The organism is Hymenobacter jejuensis (assembly GCF_006337165.1).
In the GTDB taxonomy this organism is placed as follows: Bacteria; Bacteroidota; Bacteroidia; order Cytophagales; family Hymenobacteraceae; genus Hymenobacter; species Hymenobacter jejuensis.
Genome location: NZ_CP040896.1, coordinates 1,325,398 through 1,344,165, shown reverse-complemented (window position 1 = coordinate 1,344,165; position 18,768 = coordinate 1,325,398). Strand labels below are relative to the sequence as shown.

At 55.1% G+C, this 18,768-nt stretch carries 18 protein-coding genes; 5 read left to right on the top strand and 13 right to left on the bottom strand.

Annotation, left to right across the window (positions count from 1 at the left end; genetic code table 11):
• Positions 1-18 precede the first annotated feature (18 nt).
• The 13 genes from FHG12_RS05345 to FHG12_RS05285 all read right to left on the bottom strand — a co-directional run bounded on the left by FHG12_RS05345 (position 19) and on the right by FHG12_RS05285 (position 11,576).
• On the bottom strand, positions 19-561 hold the full coding sequence (locus FHG12_RS05345; RefSeq protein ID WP_222940380.1) for a NuoI/complex I 23 kDa subunit family protein: 543 nt from the start codon (positions 559-561) through the stop codon (positions 19-21).
• Between the two features lie 132 nt (positions 562-693).
• On the bottom strand, positions 694-1,773 hold the full coding sequence (nuoH, locus tag FHG12_RS05340; protein ID WP_139514745.1) for an NADH-quinone oxidoreductase subunit NuoH: 1,080 nt from the start codon (positions 1,771-1,773) through the stop codon (positions 694-696).
• Positions 1,774-1,780: 7 nt separating this feature from the next.
• Positions 1,781-2,794, bottom strand: a complete 1,014-nt coding sequence (locus tag FHG12_RS05335; protein ID WP_139514744.1) for a 2Fe-2S iron-sulfur cluster-binding protein — start codon at positions 2,792-2,794, stop codon at positions 1,781-1,783.
• 52 nt (positions 2,795-2,846) lie between these two features.
• On the bottom strand, positions 2,847-4,187 hold the full coding sequence (nuoF, locus tag FHG12_RS05330; protein WP_139514743.1) for an NADH-quinone oxidoreductase subunit NuoF: 1,341 nt from the start codon (positions 4,185-4,187) through the stop codon (positions 2,847-2,849).
• An 18-nt stretch (positions 4,188-4,205) separates the two neighbouring features.
• Positions 4,206-4,775, bottom strand: a complete 570-nt coding sequence (locus tag FHG12_RS05325; protein WP_139514742.1) for an NADH-quinone oxidoreductase subunit NuoE family protein — start codon at positions 4,773-4,775, stop codon at positions 4,206-4,208.
• A gap of 22 nt (positions 4,776-4,797) precedes the next feature.
• Positions 4,798-6,054 (bottom strand): NADH dehydrogenase (quinone) subunit D, encoded by a 1,257-nt coding sequence (gene nuoD / locus FHG12_RS05320; protein WP_139514741.1) that lies wholly within the window; start codon positions 6,052-6,054, stop codon positions 4,798-4,800.
• 50 nt (positions 6,055-6,104) lie between these two features.
• Positions 6,105-6,671 carry an NADH-quinone oxidoreductase subunit C gene (locus FHG12_RS05315; RefSeq protein ID WP_139514740.1) on the bottom strand — a complete coding sequence of 189 codons (567 nt, stop codon included), beginning with the start codon at positions 6,669-6,671 and terminating at the stop codon, positions 6,105-6,107.
• A gap of 66 nt (positions 6,672-6,737) precedes the next feature.
• The gene (locus tag FHG12_RS05310) at positions 6,738-7,295 is read right to left on the bottom strand and encodes an NADH-quinone oxidoreductase subunit B (protein ID WP_316247983.1); all 558 of its coding nucleotides are present in this window, start codon (positions 7,293-7,295) and stop codon (positions 6,738-6,740) included.
• Positions 7,296-7,372: 77 nt separating this feature from the next.
• Entirely contained in the window at positions 7,373-7,768 is a 396-nt protein-coding gene (locus tag FHG12_RS05305; RefSeq protein ID WP_139514739.1) for an NADH-quinone oxidoreductase subunit A, read from the bottom strand.
• A 244-nt stretch (positions 7,769-8,012) separates the two neighbouring features.
• On the bottom strand, positions 8,013-9,683 hold the full coding sequence (pruA, locus tag FHG12_RS05300; protein ID WP_139514738.1) for an L-glutamate gamma-semialdehyde dehydrogenase: 1,671 nt from the start codon (positions 9,681-9,683) through the stop codon (positions 8,013-8,015).
• 439 nt (positions 9,684-10,122) lie between these two features.
• Positions 10,123-10,836 (bottom strand): YjjG family noncanonical pyrimidine nucleotidase, encoded by a 714-nt coding sequence (locus tag FHG12_RS05295; RefSeq protein ID WP_230471301.1) that lies wholly within the window; start codon positions 10,834-10,836, stop codon positions 10,123-10,125.
• Between the two features lie 10 nt (positions 10,837-10,846).
• Positions 10,847-11,164: a (2Fe-2S) ferredoxin domain-containing protein gene (locus FHG12_RS05290; RefSeq protein WP_139514737.1), complete on the bottom strand. Its 318-nt coding sequence runs from the start codon at positions 11,162-11,164 to the stop codon at positions 10,847-10,849.
• A gap of 25 nt (positions 11,165-11,189) precedes the next feature.
• Positions 11,190-11,576, bottom strand: coding sequence for an ArsR/SmtB family transcription factor (locus tag FHG12_RS05285; RefSeq protein ID WP_139514736.1), 387 nt, complete (start codon positions 11,574-11,576; stop codon positions 11,190-11,192).
• A gap of 110 nt (positions 11,577-11,686) precedes the next feature.
• Here FHG12_RS05285 and FHG12_RS05280 point away from each other — a divergent pair, with 110 nt between their 5' ends.
• The 5 genes from FHG12_RS05280 (at position 11,687) to FHG12_RS05260 (ending at position 18,746) form a co-directional block, all read left to right on the top strand.
• Positions 11,687-12,370, top strand: coding sequence for a carboxypeptidase-like regulatory domain-containing protein (locus FHG12_RS05280; protein WP_165699311.1), 684 nt, complete (start codon positions 11,687-11,689; stop codon positions 12,368-12,370).
• A gap of 82 nt (positions 12,371-12,452) precedes the next feature.
• A complete protein-coding gene (locus FHG12_RS05275; protein WP_139514734.1) occupies positions 12,453-13,118 on the top strand; it encodes a hypothetical protein in 666 nt (221 codons plus the stop codon).
• Between the two features lie 100 nt (positions 13,119-13,218).
• Positions 13,219-14,601: an NAD(P)/FAD-dependent oxidoreductase gene (locus FHG12_RS05270; protein ID WP_139514733.1), complete on the top strand. Its 1,383-nt coding sequence runs from the start codon at positions 13,219-13,221 to the stop codon at positions 14,599-14,601.
• 160 nt (positions 14,602-14,761) lie between these two features.
• Positions 14,762-16,816, top strand: a complete 2,055-nt coding sequence (locus tag FHG12_RS05265; protein ID WP_139514732.1) for a S9 family peptidase — start codon at positions 14,762-14,764, stop codon at positions 16,814-16,816.
• 163 nt (positions 16,817-16,979) lie between these two features.
• The gene (locus tag FHG12_RS05260) at positions 16,980-18,746 is read left to right on the top strand and encodes a glycosyl hydrolase 53 family protein (RefSeq protein WP_230471300.1); all 1,767 of its coding nucleotides are present in this window, start codon (positions 16,980-16,982) and stop codon (positions 18,744-18,746) included.
• The last annotated feature ends 22 nt before the right edge of the window (positions 18,747-18,768 follow it).

Sequence of the window (18,768 nt, the reverse complement as noted above, 5' to 3'; positions counted from 1 at the left end):
ATGAAGAACAGGAAGTAATTAGCGGGCCGCTACCGGCTGCTGGTTCATCTTATTGCGAAGCGCTTCGGCTTGTTCCGGCGTGAGCTGAATGCCGCGGCCCGAGCGGGCATCCGGGTCAACGGGCTCCACAAGGCGGTCCTTACCGTAGATGAACTCATCGCGCTCGAAGCGTGGCGGCGCCATCTTATCGGGCTGCAGGTAGACGGCCGCTTTGGGGCAAGCCTCTTCACACAGGCCGCAGAAGATGCAGCGCAGCATGTTAATCTCGTAGCTCACCGCGTATTTCTCTTCGCGGTACAGGCCTTCCTCGCCTTTCTTGCGCTCGCCGGCTACCATCGTGATGGCTTCGGCGGGGCAGGCTACGGCGCAAAGCCCGCAAGCCGTGCAGCGCTCCCGGCCTTGCTCGTCGCGCTTGAGTACGTGCAAGCCACGGAAGATAGGGGAGAAGGGACGGGTTTCTTCGGGGTAACGGATGGTCGCCTTCTTCATGAAGAAGTGACGCATGGTAATGCTAAGGCCCTGAAAAATAGCCGGCAGATACGCGCGTTCAGCGAGCGTCATCGGCTTCTTTTCCATTTTCTTAGCTCTATTGCTCAGAGATTGCATGGTTCTGTCTTAAAGAAGAACTACTTGTACCACAACCACTTAACTCACTTGCCAAAGATAGGCAAGTGGCTTTAAGCAGTTATTGGGTTATTTAATAACGCCAGCCAGAATAAGGCCGCCGGTGATGAGAATATTGACCATGGACAGCGGGATCAGAATGGTCCAGCCCAGGCGCATCAGTTGGTCGTAGCGGAAGCGGGGTAGCGTCCAGCGCACCCACATGAAGAAGAAAATGAAGAAGAAGATTTTGCCAAACAGCAGTAGCGTGCCCAAGATAGTAATCAGGTTCTGAGCGGCGAGCAAGCTCCAGTCCTGGTGGGCTACCAACCAGTCGCGCAACTCGTATTGAAACGGGAAGTTGAAGCCGCCGAAGTAAATCACGCTCATCACGGCCGAGGCCACGAAGATGTTTACGTACTCGGCAAACAGGAACAAGCCTAGCTTCATCGAGCTATATTCGGTGTGATAACCACCTACCAACTCCGTTTCGCATTCCGGCAAGTCGAAAGGCGTGCGGTTAGTCTCGGCGAAAGCGCAAACCAGGAAGATGATGAAGCCGAGCGGCTGTTTCACGATGTTCCAGAAGTGCCATTCGCCCGCCACAGATTGTTGCAGCGTGATTTCGCGCAGCGACAATGTGCCGCTAATCATCAGTACGGCGATGAGCGACAGGCCCATGGCCAGTTCGTAGCTGATGTTTTGCGAAGCCGCGCGGATGGCGCCCAGCAGCGAGAACTTGTTGTTGGAAGCCCAACCGCCAATCATGATGCCGTATACGCCCAGCGAAACCACGCCGAACACCCATAGCATTCCGATATTCACTTCAATCCCTTGCAGAAAGAAGACATTGGAGCCAAACTGCAGAATGTTACCAAACGGAATTACCGCCGACGACATCAAGGCCGTAGTCATCGCCAAACAAGGCCCAAATACGAATAGCGCGCGGTTAGCGCCACCAGGGAAGAACTCTTCCTTGGTGAACATCTTCACGGCATCGGCTAGTGGCTGCAGCAACCCGTAAGGGCCAGCGCGGTCTGGGCCCACACGGTCTTGCAGAAAGGCCGCTACAACGCGCTCAGCATAAGTCGAATACGTAGCAATCAGCAGCGAAACGCCGAACACTACCAAGATTACAATGGCTTGCCAGCCCAGTACAGGAATTTCCATCAGCAGGTTAGGATGAGCCTAATTTGAGAGGCGGGTTTTGTTCCAGATCGCGCATGGTGCTTTCCGGCAGGTCGGCAATGACCTGCGGATTCACTACGGGCAGTTCGTAATGGTTGGCTGAAATCACCGACGAGCGGTCGATGTGCGCGGGTCCTTCCAATACCCAATCAGCAGTTTCCTTTTTCTCGAAGCGGCAGGTGTTACAGATCCACTCTTTTACCTCGCCATACACGTTTTTGCGAGCCGTTACGCGCAATACATCTTTGCCTTTGTACCACAAGACCACACGGCCGCAGCACTTGGGATTTTCGCATTCGCGATGAGCATCTACGGGTTTGGTAAACCACACGCGTTGCTTAAAACGAAATGTTTTGTCAGTCAGGGCGCCTACCGGGCACACGTCGATGACATTGCCGGAGAAGTCGTTGTCGATGATGTTCTCGATGTACGTACCGATTTCAGCAGCGTCGCCGCGGCCTAGTACACCGTGTACGCGGTCACCTTCAGCAATCTGGTCAGCGGTGTACACGCAACGGTAGCACAGAATGCAGCGCGTCATGTGCAGCTGAATCAGCGGGCCGATGTCGATTTTCTCGAAAGTACGGCGATCTTCCTCGTAACGCGTCGTGGATACACCGTGCTCAAACGCGAAGTTTTGCAGATCGCACTCGCCGGCCTGGTCGCACACTGGGCAGTCCAGCGGGTGGTTGATGAGCAACATCTCCACGATGCCTTTGCGCACGTTCATAACCTGCTCAGAGATAGTGTTTTCCACTATCATGCCGTCTTGTACGGGCGTTACGCAGGAAGCCACCAGCTTGGGCATCGGACGCGGATCCTTGGCCGAACCGGCGGCTACGCGCACCAAGCAAGCGCGGCACTTGCCGCCCGAGCCCTTCAAGGGCGTGTAGTAGCACATGGCCGGGGGCACAATGCCGCCGCCGATCTGGCGGGCTGCATTCAGAATGGTGGTACCATCTGGTACTTCCACCTCAATGCCATCAAAAGTTATTTTCGCCATTATCAGAGCCTTTCTCTATGGAAAGAAAGATAAGTGTCTGTTAATCAATTAATTATGCTAACACCGCTTTGCCGGGAAATACGGCGCCGGGGCGCGTAGCTTCCTGCGGATTGGTCACATGCCACTCAAACTCATCACGGAAGTGACGAACAGCGGCGGCTACCGGCCACGCGGCCGCCTCACCAAGTGGGCAGATGGTATTGCCTTCGATTTGCTTGGCTACGCTTACCAGCAGATCGATGTCCTGCATGTGGCCGTGACCGAATTCTAAGCGGTGCAAGACCTTTTCTAGCCAGCCCGTTCCTTCACGGCACGGCGAGCACTGTCCGCACGACTCGTGGTGGTAGAAGCGGCTGAAATTCCAGGTGTTGCGCACGATGCAGGTAGTTTCATCCATGGCGATAAAGCCACCCGAACCTAGCATCGTACCCGTTACGAATCCGCCATCCGATAACGACTCGTATGTCATCAGGCGTGGCTCGCCAGCCGCCGTTTTTAAAATCAGCTCTTTGGGCAGAATCGGTACGGAAGAACCACCGGCTACAACTGCCTTCAGGTCGCGGCCTTTCCAGATGCCACCGCAGTACTCATCGGAGTAGATGAATTCCTCAACGGGCACACCCAACTCGATTTCATAGATGCCCGGCTTGTTCAGGTGACCACAGGCCGAAATCAGCTTGGTGCCGGTGCTGCGGCCCACGCCAATCTTCGCGTACTCGTCGCCACCGTCATTCACGATAACGGGCACAGCAGCAATCGATTCTACGTTGTTAACTACCGTAGGACGGGCGTAGAGGCCTTGCACAGCCGGAAATGGCGGCTTGTTACGTGGGTTACCGCGCTTGCCTTCCAGCGATTCCAAAAGCGCAGTTTCTTCACCGCAGATATAAGCACCACCACCAGGGTGCACGTGCAGATCCAGGTCGTAGCCCGAGCCGAGGATATTTTTGCCCAGAAAGCCGGCTGCATATGCCTCAGCAATAGCCTTTTCCAGAATCCGCAGTACGTACAACAACTCGCCGCGAATGTAGATATACGAGGTCTTGGCGCCCAGCGCATACGAGCTCGTAATCATGCCCTCGATGAGCAGGTGCGGCAGCTTCGACATGAGCTGGCGGTCTTTGAAGGTACCGGGCTCCGATTCGTCGGCATTGCACACCAGGTAGCGCGGCACGCCTTCCGGCTTAGCCAGAAAGCTCCATTTCATGCCCGTAGGGAAACCAGCGCCGCCGCGGCCACGGAGGCCCGACTTTTTCACTTCTTCCACCACCTCGTCGGGCGTCATCGTCTTCAGGGCTTTCTCCACCGAGCGGTACCCGCCGTGTTTGCGGTATACCTCAAAGGTGTCAATGCCTTCAACGTTAATATGTTCGGTCAGTAGTTTGCGGCCCATGACAGTATTGGCTTCAGATTATTGCTGGCTGTGCTTCAGGCCCGTTTGCTCCCAAGGCAACAGCGGACGGTGAATCATGTTGCGCAGCTCGTTGAGCATCGCTTCCACGTTTTCAGGCGTGTCTAGCTGCTCGTAATATTTCTCGCGTACCTGCACGATTGGGGCAAAGCCGCAGGCCGCGAGGCATTCTACTTCTTTCAAGGTAAATAAGCCATCTTCGGAAGGCCCGCCACCCACTTTCGCTCCCGTAATACGCTCCAGGTGCTGGGTCAGCTCATCGGAGCCGCGCAGCATGCAAGGACCCGTACGGCAGATTTCCAGTACGTGCTTGCCTACCGGCTTGAGATTGAACATGGTGTAGAACGTCGACACCTCGTATACCTCAATCGGCTTAATATCAAGTACTTCGGCCACTAAGTCCTGTACTTCTGGGCTTACCCAGCCGCCAAACTCCGCTTGTGCGATGTGTAGAATCGGCAACAAAGCCGATTTTTTACGGTCTTCGGGATAGTGCGTGAGCAAACGCGCAATTTCGGCCCGAGCAGCAGCAGAGAAGGCAAGCTTTGTGGGCGCAGTCGTAGATTCCATATCAATCAAATTCAGCAAAAAACTACGCGTCGAGCTCGCCCGCAATTACGTTCATCGAGCTGAGCGTCACGATAGCATCGGAAAGCGACGAACCAACGACCATTTCGGGGTAAGCCTGGTAGTAAATGAAGCAAGGACGGCGGAAGTGCAGGCGATACGGCGTGCGGCCGCCATCCGAAACCAGGTAGAAACCCAACTCCCCGTTGCCTCCTTCCACGGAGTGATACACTTCACCAACAGGGGCTTCAATCTCACCCATGATGATCTTGAAGTGATAGATCAAGGCCTCCATGTTTTTGTACACGGCCTGCTTGGGTGGCAGGTAGTAGTGCGGCGCATCGGCATGGAACGGGCCTTCGGGCAGGTTATCAAGTGCTTGATGGATAATGCGCAAGCTCTGCCAAATCTCCTCGTTGCGTACCAGGAAGCGGTCGTAAGTGTCGCCGTTGGTGCCTACCGGAATTTCAAAGTCAAAGTCTTCGTAAGACGAATAAGGGTTCATGACCCGCACGTCGTAATCGACGCCGGCAGCGCGCAGATTCGGGCCAGTGAAGCCGTAGTTCAAGGCTTTCTCCGCCGTAATCGGACCCACGTTAACCGTGCGGTCCATGAAGATGCGGTTGCGCGTGAACATCGATTCAAACTCGCGCATCACGGCCGGAAACTCCTTCAGCCATTTGCGCAGTTTTTCTAGGGCTACGGGCGTGAAATCACGCTCCATGCCACCCACACGGCCCATATTGGTGGTGAGGCGAGCACCGCAAACCTCTTCGTAAATCTCGTAGACCTTTTCGCGCTCCTGAAACACGTACAGGAAGCCGGTGAAGGCACCCGTATCCACGCCCAAAATCGAGTTACAGATCAGGTGGTCGGTGATGCGGGCCAGCTCCATCATGATCACGCGCATGTACTGCGCGCGCTTCGGAACCGTGATGCCGAGCAGCTTTTCTACCGTCATGTGCCAGCCCATGTTGTTGATGGGCGACGAACAGTAGTTCATGCGGTCGGTGAGGGGCGTAATCTGATAGAACGGCCGGCGTTCGGCGATCTTCTCAAAAGCCCGGTGGATATAGCCAATGGTCGGCACACCCGACACAATGCGTTCCCCATCCATCTGCAAGATGTTCTGGAAAATGCCGTGCGTAGCAGGGTGAGTCGGACCTAAGTTCAGCGTGGTCAACTCCTGATTAAAGTCGTTGACGGTGGGCACCAGCTGGTTGTGCTGCTGCTCACGCGCTTCTTTTATGATTTTATGCGTTCCTTCTAGAGCGTCAGGCATAAGTGCTTGTCAATGTGCGCGTTATGAATAAGCGCGCCGACTAGTAAGAATTAGCGTCCGAAGAACAAATCCGTTTTGTCTTCGCGGGTGCCGTCCTCCAGCGCGTATTCTTTGCGCATGGGGTGGTAGTCCATATCCTCAACATTCAGGATGCGGATGAGGTTAGGATGGCCCTGGAAGATAACACCGTAGAAATCATAGGCTTCGCGCTCCATCCAGTTAGCAGTGGCATATACATCCGTGAGTGTAGGCACTACCGGGTCGGCAATCGGAAAGAAAATCTTCAACCGCAACCGTACGTTGTGCACCAAGCTGTGCAACTGGTAAATCATGCCCAGTTCCTTGCCTTCGTGGTCGGGATAGTGAATTCCGCACATCGTAGTCAGGAACTGAAACAGCATTTCCTCGTCTTGGTGCAGCTTCTGAATGATCTCGTGAATCCGTTCGCGCGTCGTAGTAGCCGTTAGCAAGCCGTAGGGCTCGTCCACATCAGTGAACGCGTCCTCGCCAAACATGCGACGCAAGTTGGCCAGCACCCGGGCATTGGTCAACTTGTTCGGGTCTTCGACGGGCAAAGCGGCTTGTTGCGCAGCAGATTCTTCGGTGTTTTCAGCCATTGGATAAGCTGTTAGCAAAATGAAAACTCATAAGCACTTGATTACTAAGTGCTTATGAGTTAGCTGTTATTTGATATTATAAGAAGCCAGTAACGCCTGATACTCAGGTTGGTTGCGCCGGCGGATAGACTCGTTGCGGGCCAAGTCCTGCACGCGCATCAGGCCATCGAGCACCTGCTCGGGGCGGGGCGGGCAGCCGGGCACGTACACATCAACCGGAATGATGCGGTCGATGCCTTGTAGCACCGAATACGAGTCGAAAATGCCACCCGAACAAGCGCAAGCGCCCATAGCCAATACCCAGCGGGGCTCTGCCATTTGCTCATATACTTGCTTCACGATGGGGGCCATTTTCTTGGCAATGGTGCCCATTACCATCAACAAGTCGGCTTGGCGGGGCGAGAACGACGGGCGCTCCGAGCCGAAGCGCGAAATGTCGTAGTGCGAGCCCATAGTCGCCATAAATTCAATACCACAGCACGAAGTAGCGAAAGGCAAGGGCCACAGCGAGTTAGCGCGGGCCATGCCCACTACTTTCTCCATGGAAGTGGCGAAGAAGCCAGCGCCTTCAACGCCTTCCGGCGCCTCCACCATTTTTATTTCAGGAACACGAATATCGCTCATGAGAAAAGTCTGTTTGAAGCGGGGAAACCCCTTCAATCGAACACCAGCTTGGGCTTAAAAGTTTGCCGCTAATTGGGTTAGGCGTGCGTGCCAGTCCATTTCAAAATGCCCTTTTTGATGACGTAGAAAAAGCCTGCCATCAGCAAAGCCATGAAGATGATCATCTGGATGAAGCCTTCGGTGCCCAGTTGGCGGAAATTGACGGCCCACGGATACATAAAGATTACCTCCACGTCGAAGAGTACAAACAGGATGGCGGTGAGGAAATATTTCACCGAAATCGGCGTCCGGGCGTTGCCCACCGATTCGATGCCGCACTCAAAGGATTCGTCTTTCACCTTGCTCGAACGCTTCGGCCCAATGAGGTGAGAAGTAATCATGGAAAACGCCACAAAAGCTATGGCCAGGCCGAATTGCACCAGAATGGGCAGATAATCAACCGGCTGGTAATTGGTCGTTACAGCAAGGAACATGATTTTCAGCGGTTAGATGTCGACAGAAAATGACACAGAGGGCAAAGGTAGGGTCTAGGGAGTTGGGAACAAAGGTCAGACTAACCTGATCCAATAACTGAATTCGTGGCTATTTCGTCGGTAAGCTTCACGACTTTTTAGTATTTGAGGAGCAGCATTCTTCTTTACCCTGTCTATTCGCAATACCAACAAAAAGCCGCTTCAGACTTCTGAAGCGGCTTTTTGTTGCTGGGCTAGTTAGGGCTTAAAATCCGCCTTGACCAGTAGCGTTGAGGTCTTCGCCGGTTTCTACGCCCATGAAAGGATAGCGGTAGTCAACGGGCGGTACGAAGGTTTCCTTGATAGCGCGCGGCGACACCCAGCGGAGTAGGTTTAGCAACGAGCCGGCTTTGTCGTTGGTGCCGCTGGCGCGGGCACCGCCGAATGGCTGCTGGCCAACTACGGCACCGGTTGGCTTGTCGTTGATGTAGAAGTTGCCAGCGGCATTCGTTAAGCGCTTGGCAGCCAAATCAATGGCATAACGATCGCGGGAGAATACAGCGCCGGTGAGGGCATAAGGCGAAGTCGAATCGACCAGTGCCAGCGTTTCTTCAAACTGGTCGGCTTCGTACACGTGCATGGTCAGGACGGGGCCAAACAGTTCCTCGCACATGGTCACGTACTTCGGGTCTTTGGCAACGATAACGGTCGGCTCGATGAAATAGCCTTTTGACTTGTCGTAGTTGCCGCCCGCAATGATTTCTGCGTCCGGATCAGCCTTTGCGCCATCAATGTATTTGGCCAGCTTATCGAAGGACGTTTCCGTGATGACAGCGTTGATGAAGTTGCTGAAATCTTCCACGTCGCCCATTTTAAAGGACTTCAAATCCTCCTGCACGTAGCCTTTTACTTCTTCATATAGGTTAGAAGGAATGTACACGCGCGAAGCCGCCGAGCATTTCTGGCCTTGGTATTCGAAAGCGCCGCGCGTGATGGCCGTGGCTACTTGCTTGGCGTTGGCTGAAGAGTGGGCGATGATGAAGTCTTTGCCGCCCGTTTCGCCTACGATGCGCGGGTACGACTTGTACTTGTGGATGTTCTGGCCAATGGTTTTCCAGATGTTCTGGAACACGCCCGTAGAGCCCGTGAAATGAATGCCGGCAAAGTCGCGGTGATTGAAAATCACCTCGCCCGCCACGGGGCCATCGGCATACACGAGGTTAATAACGCCATCCGGCACGCCGGCTTCCTGAAACAGCTCCATCAGGACATGGGCCGAGTAGATCTGGGCGTAAGCTGGTTTCCACACTACCACATTGCCCATCATGGCTACCGACGTGGGCAGGTTGCCGGCGATGGACGTAAAGTTGAAGGGTGTAAGTGCAAATACAAATCCTTCTAAAGGTCTGTGCTCCAAGTAGTTCCACATGCCCGGCGCCGACTGCGGCTGCTGCTTGTAGAGCTCCTGCATGTAGTGAACGTTGAAGCGGAAGAAGTCAATCAGCTCGCACGCCGCGTCGATTTCGGCTTGGTAAGCGTTTTTGCTCTGGCCCAGCATGGTGGCCGCATTCAGACGGGCGCGGTAAGGGCCAGCCAGCAACTCGGCGGCTTTCAGGAAAATAGAAGCGCGTTGTTGCCAGGGCAACGAAGCCCACTGCTCGCGGGCGGCAAGTGCCGCCTCAATGGCTTGCGTGACATGCGAAGCGTCGCCTTCGTGAAAATGGCCCAGCACATACTGGTGGTCGTGGGGCGGTGAAATGGTTTGGGTGTTACCGGTACGCACTTCCTGGCCGCCGATATACATCGGCACGTCGACTTGCTGCTGCTTTAGCTCTCTGAGCATCTGCTGCAACTCGTCGCGCTCTTTCGAGCCAGGTGCGTAACTTTTAACGGGCTCGTTGATCGGGGTGGGAACGTTGAAAAAGCCGTTGGACATAGCTTCGTTTATAATTACAGTGATTGGGTGTCAACAGAAGGGGAAGCAAAGGTAAAAGAATAGGCGGGTAGGCGTTTGGACGAAAACGCATGGTCAACCTCAGAGAGCAGGGTGATCCACATGCCACGGGGCATTGAAGAGAGTAGGATCAATCCCCATCCCAGCTAGTCGTTCATAAAGCTCATCTTCACTATGAACATTGCATCTAGACTCTTTCACTAGGGCATAATCTTCATCGCCAAACGCTTCGTGTATTTGTAAGAGATTGGCATCATAAGTAGCATCCCAAATGCAATACTTAGTGCATTCACGATAAGCAAGAATAGCTATCCAACGCCGATAGCGTAGGTCTTCGAGGGGTACCTCAGCCGCAATGGGTTCATGCAGCATAACAATGCGGTTCCAGACCTTCAAGGGAATCTTAGCCACGCCCAAAACCCTACAAAATCTCCTTCAGCTCGCTCAAACAGCTGATTTCGTAGGTTACTTCGTTAAAGTGACGGCGCTTTTCGGGGTTGAAATACACCTGATCGATGCCGGCATTATAAGCGCCCAACACGTCGCATTCTAAGTTATCACCGATCATCAGGCTCTCGGCAGCGGTGGCGCCGGTGCGTTCCAGCGCGTGCTGAAACATGCGCGCATCGGGTTTCAGAAACCCACTGCATTCCGATGTGACCACTTCCTGAAAATATTCGGTGAGCTGCGACGAGGCCAATTTGATGGATTGCATATCCCTAAAGCCGTTCGTGATCAAGTGCAGTGTGTACTTATCTTTCAGGTAATCAAGCACATCGTACGTGAACGGAAACACCGCCGATTTCTGCGGCAAAATGTCGGTGAACTGCTCCGAAATATCGGCGGGCACGTCGGCTTCCGCCAAGCCCAACTTGGTGAGCGTCCGGACGAAGCGGGTGCTGCGGAGCTGCTGCTGCGTGATTTTATTGTTTTGATAAAGCCGCCACAGCGCGTGGTTTATGTCGCTGTACACCGCGATAAATTGATCGACGGTGAAGGTGCCGTAGCGGGCCAAGTTGTGGTGCTCAAACAGCGTACGCAGGGTCTCATCGGCGTTTTTCTCGAAATCCCAGAGCGTGTGGTCGAGGTCGAAAAAGAGGTGGCGGTACAGCTTGGCAGGGCGAGAAATAGACACAGGAAAAAGCTTAATCAATCAGAAGTCTGGTAATAACACGGCCCGCGGCCAGGTGTTCGCGCACAATGTCGGCGGCGTCTTTGGGTCTGACGTTGCCGTAAAAAACGCCTTCGGGATAAATGACCACCGCCGCGCCGGGCCCTTTTTTGCACTGCTTACACGCGTCGAGGCAGTTGCAGGTTTGCACGCGGTTTTTGTGCTTCGTCCCGCCGATCAGCAAGCTTTTGAGGCCGTGCTTTTTGACTTCGATTTTGAGGGCTTTGGCAACGGCCTTTCCAATCTCGTCTTTCTGATTGGTGCAGACAAAAATATGATGGTTGTAAACCATTGATAATAAAATAGTTATAGAATTGCTATTCGCCCGTCCAACGGCGGGTTTGGAGCTTATACGCTGCCAACTCGCGATTCGACCAGAGCGTTTGGTACACCTCCTGATCGTGGAGTAGCTGCGGGTCGCGCTCTAGGAAGGCGAGCTGTTGCTGAACCAAGTCCAAGACTTCATCCTTTAGGTAGTAGAAGATCCAATTGTCGAGACGCCGGAAATTCACCAAACCCGCATTTTTCAGCACCAATAATTGCCGCGACGTTTTGGTCTGGGTGAAGTCCAGCACCTGCTCGAGGTCGGAGATGCACATTTCTTGGTTGCGCCAGATCAAATGCAGGATGCGCACGCGGCTTTCGTCGCCGAGCGCCTTAAAGAGTTGCGTCCCGAATGCAACGTTGAAGTGTTTTAGGCGCATCTTTTGTCTGATGAGGGTAAAAGAAGTCTGGCCACGGTCGGAACAAATTTAGCTGAAAGCGGGCAGCGACCTCCGAAAGCGCCGTATACTTGTAGTCTATAATGCCCTATATGTCTGGTATTGTTCCATTTCGTTTCTTTCTGGCGGCGCTGCTTTTTGCGGTAACGACGCTGCTTACGCTGGCCCCCACCACGGCGCGGGCACAGGGCCAGCGGCGCGTCGTGCAGTTTACCGGCATCGTGGCCACTGGCGATAGCTTGTTGGGCGTACCCGGCGCGGGCGTGTTTGTACCCAATGCGGGCCGCGGTACCGCCACCAACGCATACGGCTACTTTTCCTTACCCGTCTTGGCCGGCGACAGCATCGTGATTCGGTCGTTGGGCTACCGCAACCAGTGGGTGGTAATCCCGCCCGACTACCCGCGCCAGAGCTACTCCGTAATTGTGCAGCTCAAAGAAGATGCTACGGTGCTGCCCGAAGTGCGCATTTTCCCCTACGCTACCGAAAAAGCCTTTAAAGAAGCCTTTCTGGCGTTGCGCCTGCCTACCGAGCGCGGCTCCCGGGCGGCCGAAAACCTCAACGAGCAGATTATGCGGCGCATCTTCAACAACACGCCGGTCACGAGCATGGGCAATTACCGCCAGACCATGCAAACTCAGCAAAACGAGCAAAACCGCCGCATGGGCCTCGGTCCGTCGCAATACTCCAACAACCCGCTCCTGAACCCCTTCAGCTGGCTGCAACTGATCAACCAGATCAAAAACGGCGACCTCAAAAAGAAGGAAGGCGAGTAAGCTGTTTTCTGATATAACTTCACAATCGTCGGTTGTCCAGTGCTTTGCAAAGGATAGCAGGCGATTGTTGCTTTTCAGCCTTATGGACGAATTAGTAACAATTCAGTCGTTCCCAACTCTGGAGCAAACGGCGGACATCACGACCGTGCTCGCCGAGTACGGAATTCCTTTTCATCTCGACAACACGCGCTTAGTACCTGCTAACGTGCTGATGCAGCGCGAGATAGTGGAAGAAGTGCGCGTGCAGGTGCGGCGCGCCGATTTGGCACACGTTCGGGCTTTGCTGGAAGAGCACGCCGAGGCTACGCTCGCCGACCCACCGGCCGACTATTACCTCTACACCTTCACAGATCAGGAGTTGCTCGACATTTTGGCGCGGCCCGACGAATGGAGCCCCAACGACTACGTGTGGGCACGACGGCTGCTCCGCACGCGGGGGCGCGGCGTGCCGGCGCGCGAAACCGAAATCATGCGCGCACACCGCACCCAGCAGCTCGCCCGCCCGCACGATGCGTCGTCGAAGCACTTGGCGCTGGGGTATGCGCTGGCGTTGTTGGGTGGGGTTATCGGAATCGGGATCGGGTGGGGGCTGCGTGCCTCTACCGTGCTTTTGCCCGACGGCCGGCGGGTGCCGCAGTATTCGCACGAAAGCCGTCGTCATGGGCTGTTTATCATGATCTTGGGCTCCGTGATGCTGACGTTGCTTTGGGCTTTGCGGCTGCTACCGCAAGTGCGGCTTCTCACCTGAACACTAAGGCCTTATAAAAAGCAGCCGACATCTGAACAGACAACCGCGAAACCGGTTTTACTGTAAAGGCACAGGTACAACGACCTGTTTCTGACTTTCTATGGATACGAACTTACCGGTTTCAGCGCACCCGCGCGTCGTGATTGTGGGGTGTGGCTTCGGTGGACTGCGCCTGGCCAAAGAGCTGCGCAACGCGCCCGTGCAAGTGGTGGTCATCGACCGCAACAACTATCATAACTTTCAACCCCTTCTCTATCAAGTAGCTACCGGCGCACTGGAAGCCGACAGCATCGCCTATCCCATTCGCAAAATCTTTGCGGGGCAGGAGAATTTCTTCTACCGCATGGGCGATGTGCAACGCGTTGATACACAGCGTAATACAGTCGTGACCAGTGTGGGCGATATTCGCTACGATTATCTGGTGCTGGCTACGGGCTCGCTGACCAATTTCTTCGGTATCGAGAGCATCGAGAAGAACGGCATGCAGATCAAGAGCATCCCGAACGCCTTGAACCTGAGGAGCTTCATCTTCCAGAATTTCGAAAAAGCGCTGCTCACCGAAAACCCGCAGGAGCGCCAGGCGCTGCTCAACATCGTAGTGGTTGGGGGCGGGCCTACGGGCGTGGAAATCAGCGGCTCGTTGGCCGAAATGCGTAAGCACGTACTGCCCAAAGACTACCCCGAATTAGATATGCAGAACATGCAGATCTTCTTGGTAGAAGCCGGCCCGGCGCTGCTGGGCCCCATGTCGAAGAAATCGCAGGACGATGCCAAGCGCTACCTCGACGAGCTGGGCGTGCGGGTACGGCTGAATACTTCCATCAAGAAGTTTGAAGACTGCCGGGCCTATTTTTCTGATACAGAATACATTCCGACGGAAAACCTGGTGTGGGCCGCAGGTGTAAACGGGGCCGCCGTTGAAGGTATACCGGAGCAGGCCGTGACGCGCAACAAGCGCATCAACGTGAATCTGTGGAGCCAAGTGCAAGGCTTCGACAACGTCTTTGCCATCGGCGACGTGGCCAACATGGTAACCGAAGACATGCCCAAAGGCCTGCCCATGCTGGCCCCTGTGGCTCAGCAGCAGGCCGATTTGCTGGCCGAAAATCTGCAACGCATTCTGCAAGGCCAGGCGCCGGTTCCCTTCAAATACAAAAACAAGGGCGTAATGGCCATTGTGAGCCGTAACAAGGCCGTAGTGGATTTGCCCAAAGACGTGCATTTCAACGGGATTTTCGGCTGGTTTACGTGGCTATTTGTGCACCTGATGACGTTGGTCGGCTTCCGCAATAAAGTGGTGGCCTTCGTCGATTGGGCCTTCAGCTACTTCAGCTCCGATCAAGCCTTGCGCCTGATTATCAGGCCGTTTAGCCGCAAGGATGTGAAGGACGACAAAGGCAAAAAAGCCGCCGAACACAAAACGGCAACTGCCGAGTATATTCCTACGCCCCCGGCCATTCAGGAGGCCGCGGTAGAGCGCTGAGTTGTGGCTTCGGCGCTTAGAGTCGACTGCCAAAGGATAAGCCGAGCAAGCCCCACAATAGAAATATTGTGGGGCTTATTTGTACAAAAGGCGCTAATTTGAGGCCCAGCTACTGGATAGCTGCTGTGTAAGAGGCTGATTGACTTGCAAATGTGATTTCATGAAAAAAACGATTACCCTGGTGGCTGGGCTGGCATTGCTGGCGCCCGCCGCACTGGCTCAAGCTCCGGCGAAGCGCCCCTTGCAGCTAAGCGATCTGGCGCAGATGCGCGACGTGAGCGACGCTCAGATTTCGCCCGATGGCAATTGGGTGGCCTACACCGTCGCGATGGCCGATACGGCGGCCGATAAGCGCAACGCCGACATCTGGATGGCAAAATGGGATGGTTCTCAGAATCTGCGCATTACCACCAGCAAAGACAGCGAATCGAAGCCGCGCTTTAGTCCCGATGGCAAGTACCTGAGCTTTGTGTCGAGCCGGGGCGAAAGCGCCGAAGACGGACAGGCGCAGCTCTGGCTCCTAAACCGGGCCGGCGGTGAAGCCGAAAAAGTAACCAAACTCAAAGGCAGCATTTCGGACTACGTGTGGGCGCCCGACGGCAAGCGCATCGCCATGATCATCCGCGATGCCGACCCCGATTCGCTGACGCAGGCCCAGAAAGCGAAGAAAAAAACCGCGCCGCCCATCGTCATCAACCGCTTCCAATTCAAGCAGGATGTCGATGGCTACCTCAACAAGCAGCGTCAGCACCTGTACGTGTTCGACGTGGCTTCGCGTAAGCTGACCAACCTCACACCCGGCAACTACGACGAGCATCTGCCTTCGTGGTCGCCCGATAGCAAGCAGCTGGTATTCAGCAGCAAGCGTGGCGACGACCCCGACCGGCATTATAACTACGACCTCTACCTGATCGACGCCCAATCCGGCGCCAAAGCCCGCCAGCTTACTACCAGCGAGCTGCCCGATAGCGACCCCAGCTACCGCAGCCGCCCGGCCTGGAGCCCCGACGGCAAGTCCATTGCTTTCGAGCAGGGCGGACCCAGAGAATTGATGTGGTATTCGGTGCACCAGCTGGTGGTGATGCCCGTAAGTGGCGGAACGCCTAAGCAGCTGATAGCCAGCCTCGACCGCAACACTTCCGATCCGCAGTGGTCGGCTGATGGCAAAAGCCTTTACTTTCTCTTAGAAGACGACCGGGCCCAGCATCTGGCCAAGGTTTCTGCCTCGGGTGGCAAAGTGGAGCGCGTTGTGGCCGGTCCGCGCGAAATTTCGGAGTACGAAATGGGCCCTAAAGGCAAAATCGTGGTGGTCAACAGCGAGCCCCAACAGCCCGACGAAGTGTTTGCCTTGGAAAAGAAAGCTACGCTGCGGCCACTGTCGAAGCAGAATGACGCTTGGCTGGGTCAGGTGAAATTCGGCGCGGTAGAACCCATTCAGGGCAAAAGCAAAGATGGGACGTTGGTCAGCGGTTTCATTATCAAACCCGTTGATTATCAGAAGGGTAAAAAATACCCGACCATCCTGCGGATTCACGGCGGGCCGGTGTCGCAGTTCGGGTATGGCTTCGCTTACGAGTGGCAGTACTTTGCCGCCAATGGATACGCGGTAGTTGTGTCGAACCCGCGCGGCAGCTCGGGCCGCGGCGGCGACTACACGAAAGCCATTTTCGCTGATTGGGGCAACAAAGACACCGAAGACGTGCTCTCCGTAGTCGATTACGCGGTGCAGCAAGGCATTGCCGACCCCGACAAGCTAGGTGTGGGCGGTTGGAGCTACGGCGGCATCATGACGGACCAGGTTATCTCCCGCGACAAGCGCTTCAAAGCAGCGTGCAGCGGTGCGGGCATTGGCAATGTGTTCGCCGGCTACGGCACCGACCAGTACGTGCGCGACTACGAAACCGAACTGGGCCGCCCTTGGGAGAAGCCCGACGTCTGGATGCGCGTGTCGTACCCGTTCTTCCACGCCGGCCAGATCAGCACGCCCACGCTGTTTCTGTGTGGTGAAAAGGATTTCAACGTGCCGCTGCTCAACACCGAGCAGATGTATCAGGCGCTGAAAAGCTTAAATATTGATACAGAGCTGATTATCTATCCGGGACAGTTTCACGGCATCAGCAAGCCCAGCTACGTGAAAGACCGCTACCAACGGTATTTGGCTTGGTATAACAAGTACCTGATGCCGAAAGGTGCGGCTACGGCCGGCGGGCAATAACCCACGTTGCTAGCAAATTGAAAGAGCCCGACCTGATCGTCGGGCTCTTTCTTTGGGCGGCAAGTTGAGGTCAGCAAAATGTGTTTTGCCCGTGTAAATAAGCCCGTACAGCACCGGAAAGCCAATAACTTTGTGGCCCGTTTACCGCTTCATTTCTATGAAAATGCCAGTAAAATGTCTGCCCCGCTTGCTGATGATGCTTATGCTGTCGCTGAATTGGGCGTTCGCAGCTTCGGCACAGGTCGCGCCCGTCTTTGCCAAGGGCGCCGATGTAAGCTGGATCACGCAGATGGAAGCCGCCGGCTACAAGTTCTACGACGCCAACGGCGTGCAGCAGGATTGCTTTCAAATTCTGAAAGACCACGGCATCAACGCGATACGGTTGCGGGTGTGGGTAAATCCCGCCGACGGCTGGTGTAGCAAAAACGATGTGGTGGCTAAAGCTATTCGGGCCAAAAATCTTGGCTTCCGACTCATGATCGACTTTCATTACAGCGATTCGTGGGCCGATCCTGGCAAGCAGACCAAACCGGCCGCCTGGCAGAATTTCACTTTTGCGCAGTTGAAAACCGCTGTGTACGATCACACGGCGGATGTGCTTACAGCGCTGAAAACCAACGGCATCACGCCGGACTGGGTGCAGGTCGGCAACGAAACCAACGACGGTATGCTCTGGCCCGAAGGCCGCGCTTCGACCAACATGGCCAATTTTGCGGCCCTGGTGAGCAGCGGCTACGATGCGGTGAAGGCCGTCAGCAGCACAACTAAAGTTATCGTGCACATTTCCAACGGGTTCGACAACGGGCTGTTTCGGTATATGTTCGATGGTCTGAAGAATAACAATGCCAAGTACGACGTGATCGGCATGTCGCACTATCCCACGGCGGCCAACTGGCCCACGCTCAACAGCCAAATCGCGGCCAACCTCAACGACATGGTGACGCGCTACGGCAAGGAAGTGCTGATCTGCGAAGTGGGCATGCAATATTCCGCGCCGCAGGCTACGCAGGACATGCTAACTGACTTGCTCAAGAAGACGCGGGCTGTTTCGAATGCGAAAGGATTAGGTGTATTTTATTGGGAGCCAGAGGCTTACAATTGGCAGAATTACAGCCTGGGCGCTTGGAATACCAATGGCCGTCCTACCATCGCCTTGGATGCTTTCCTGGAAAACCCGCCGAGTACTACGCCCGATCCCAACTTGGCTACTAATCCGGGCTTCGAATACGACGGCATCGCTTTGCAAACGCCCACCGGCTGGGCCACGCGTGCCACTACCGATTCGGATGCTGATAAAACCGAAGGCGGCGGGCATACCGGTACCTATCGTCTCACACACTATAAGGCAACTGCTTATCAGGTAAGTACTTATCAGTTACGCACTGGGCTTGCCAACGGCACTTACACCCTGAAAGCCTGGGTGCAAAATGGCGGCGGCCAGAAGACGTGCCAGCTCTACGCCAGTGACTTTGGCGGCGCCGAGAAAGCCGTAGCCCTGCCCGTCACTGCCACTTGGACCCAAATTCAGATTACGGGCATCCAAGTAACCAACGGGCAATGCGAAATCGGACTGCTGTCGGAGGGCAACGCCGGCAACTATTGCAGCATCGACGACATCGAATTTGGCCTGCAAGCCACCGTCACGGGCTCGAAGAGCGCCCAAGCCCGTACGACTACCAACGTGTTTCCCAACCCCGTTCGCGACCAGTTATCCGTTGAGTATCAGCTCGAAAAGCCCGAAACCGTTGAGATTTCCCTGTATACCATTACGGGGCAATTTGTAGCTACTCTTTTGCCTGCTACGCGGCAAACCGCTGGCAAACAAGTCTTTACCCAGCCAGTGGCCCGCAACGTAAGCCCCGGCCTGTATTTGCTTGCAATCACGCACGGCGAGCAGCGCATTGTGCGGCGCGTGAGCTATGGCCAATAATTCTGTCCGGTACAGAATCTTC

Bases quoted from the DNA above. Each gene is read 5' to 3' on its own strand.
- FHG12_RS05325 (WP_139514742.1), bottom strand. From the start codon at position 4,775: ATGGAATCTACGACTGCGCCCACAAAGCTTGCCTTCTCTGCTGCTGCT.
- FHG12_RS05275 (WP_139514734.1), top strand. From the start codon at position 12,453: ATGGACGAATTAGTAACAATTCAGTCGTTCCCAACTCTGGAGCAAACG.
- FHG12_RS05290 (WP_139514737.1), bottom strand. From the start codon at position 11,164: ATGGTTTACAACCATCATATTTTTGTCTGCACCAATCAGAAAGACGAG.
- FHG12_RS05335 (WP_139514744.1), bottom strand. From the start codon at position 2,794: ATGGCGAAAATAACTTTTGATGGCATTGAGGTGGAAGTACCAGATGGT.
- nuoD (WP_139514741.1), bottom strand. From the start codon at position 6,054: ATGCCTGACGCTCTAGAAGGAACGCATAAAATCATAAAAGAAGCGCGT.
- nuoF (WP_139514743.1), bottom strand. From the start codon at position 4,187: ATGGGCCGCAAACTACTGACCGAACATATTAACGTTGAAGGCATTGAC.
- FHG12_RS05270 (WP_139514733.1), top strand. From the start codon at position 13,219: ATGGATACGAACTTACCGGTTTCAGCGCACCCGCGCGTCGTGATTGTG.
- FHG12_RS05310 (WP_316247983.1), bottom strand. From the start codon at position 7,295: ATGAGCGATATTCGTGTTCCTGAAATAAAAATGGTGGAGGCGCCGGAA.
- pruA (WP_139514738.1), bottom strand. From the start codon at position 9,683: ATGTCCAACGGCTTTTTCAACGTTCCCACCCCGATCAACGAGCCCGTT.
- FHG12_RS05260 (WP_230471300.1), top strand. From the start codon at position 16,980: ATGCCAGTAAAATGTCTGCCCCGCTTGCTGATGATGCTTATGCTGTCG.
- FHG12_RS05345 (WP_222940380.1), bottom strand. From the start codon at position 561: ATGACGCTCGCTGAACGCGCGTATCTGCCGGCTATTTTTCAGGGCCTT.
- FHG12_RS05285 (WP_139514736.1), bottom strand. From the start codon at position 11,576: ATGCGCCTAAAACACTTCAACGTTGCATTCGGGACGCAACTCTTTAAG.
- FHG12_RS05280 (WP_165699311.1), top strand. From the start codon at position 11,687: ATGTCTGGTATTGTTCCATTTCGTTTCTTTCTGGCGGCGCTGCTTTTT.
- nuoH (WP_139514745.1), bottom strand. From the start codon at position 1,773: ATGGAAATTCCTGTACTGGGCTGGCAAGCCATTGTAATCTTGGTAGTG.
- FHG12_RS05265 (WP_139514732.1), top strand. From the start codon at position 14,762: ATGAAAAAAACGATTACCCTGGTGGCTGGGCTGGCATTGCTGGCGCCC.
- FHG12_RS05315 (WP_139514740.1), bottom strand. From the start codon at position 6,671: ATGGCTGAAAACACCGAAGAATCTGCTGCGCAACAAGCCGCTTTGCCC.
- FHG12_RS05305 (WP_139514739.1), bottom strand. From the start codon at position 7,768: ATGTTCCTTGCTGTAACGACCAATTACCAGCCGGTTGATTATCTGCCC.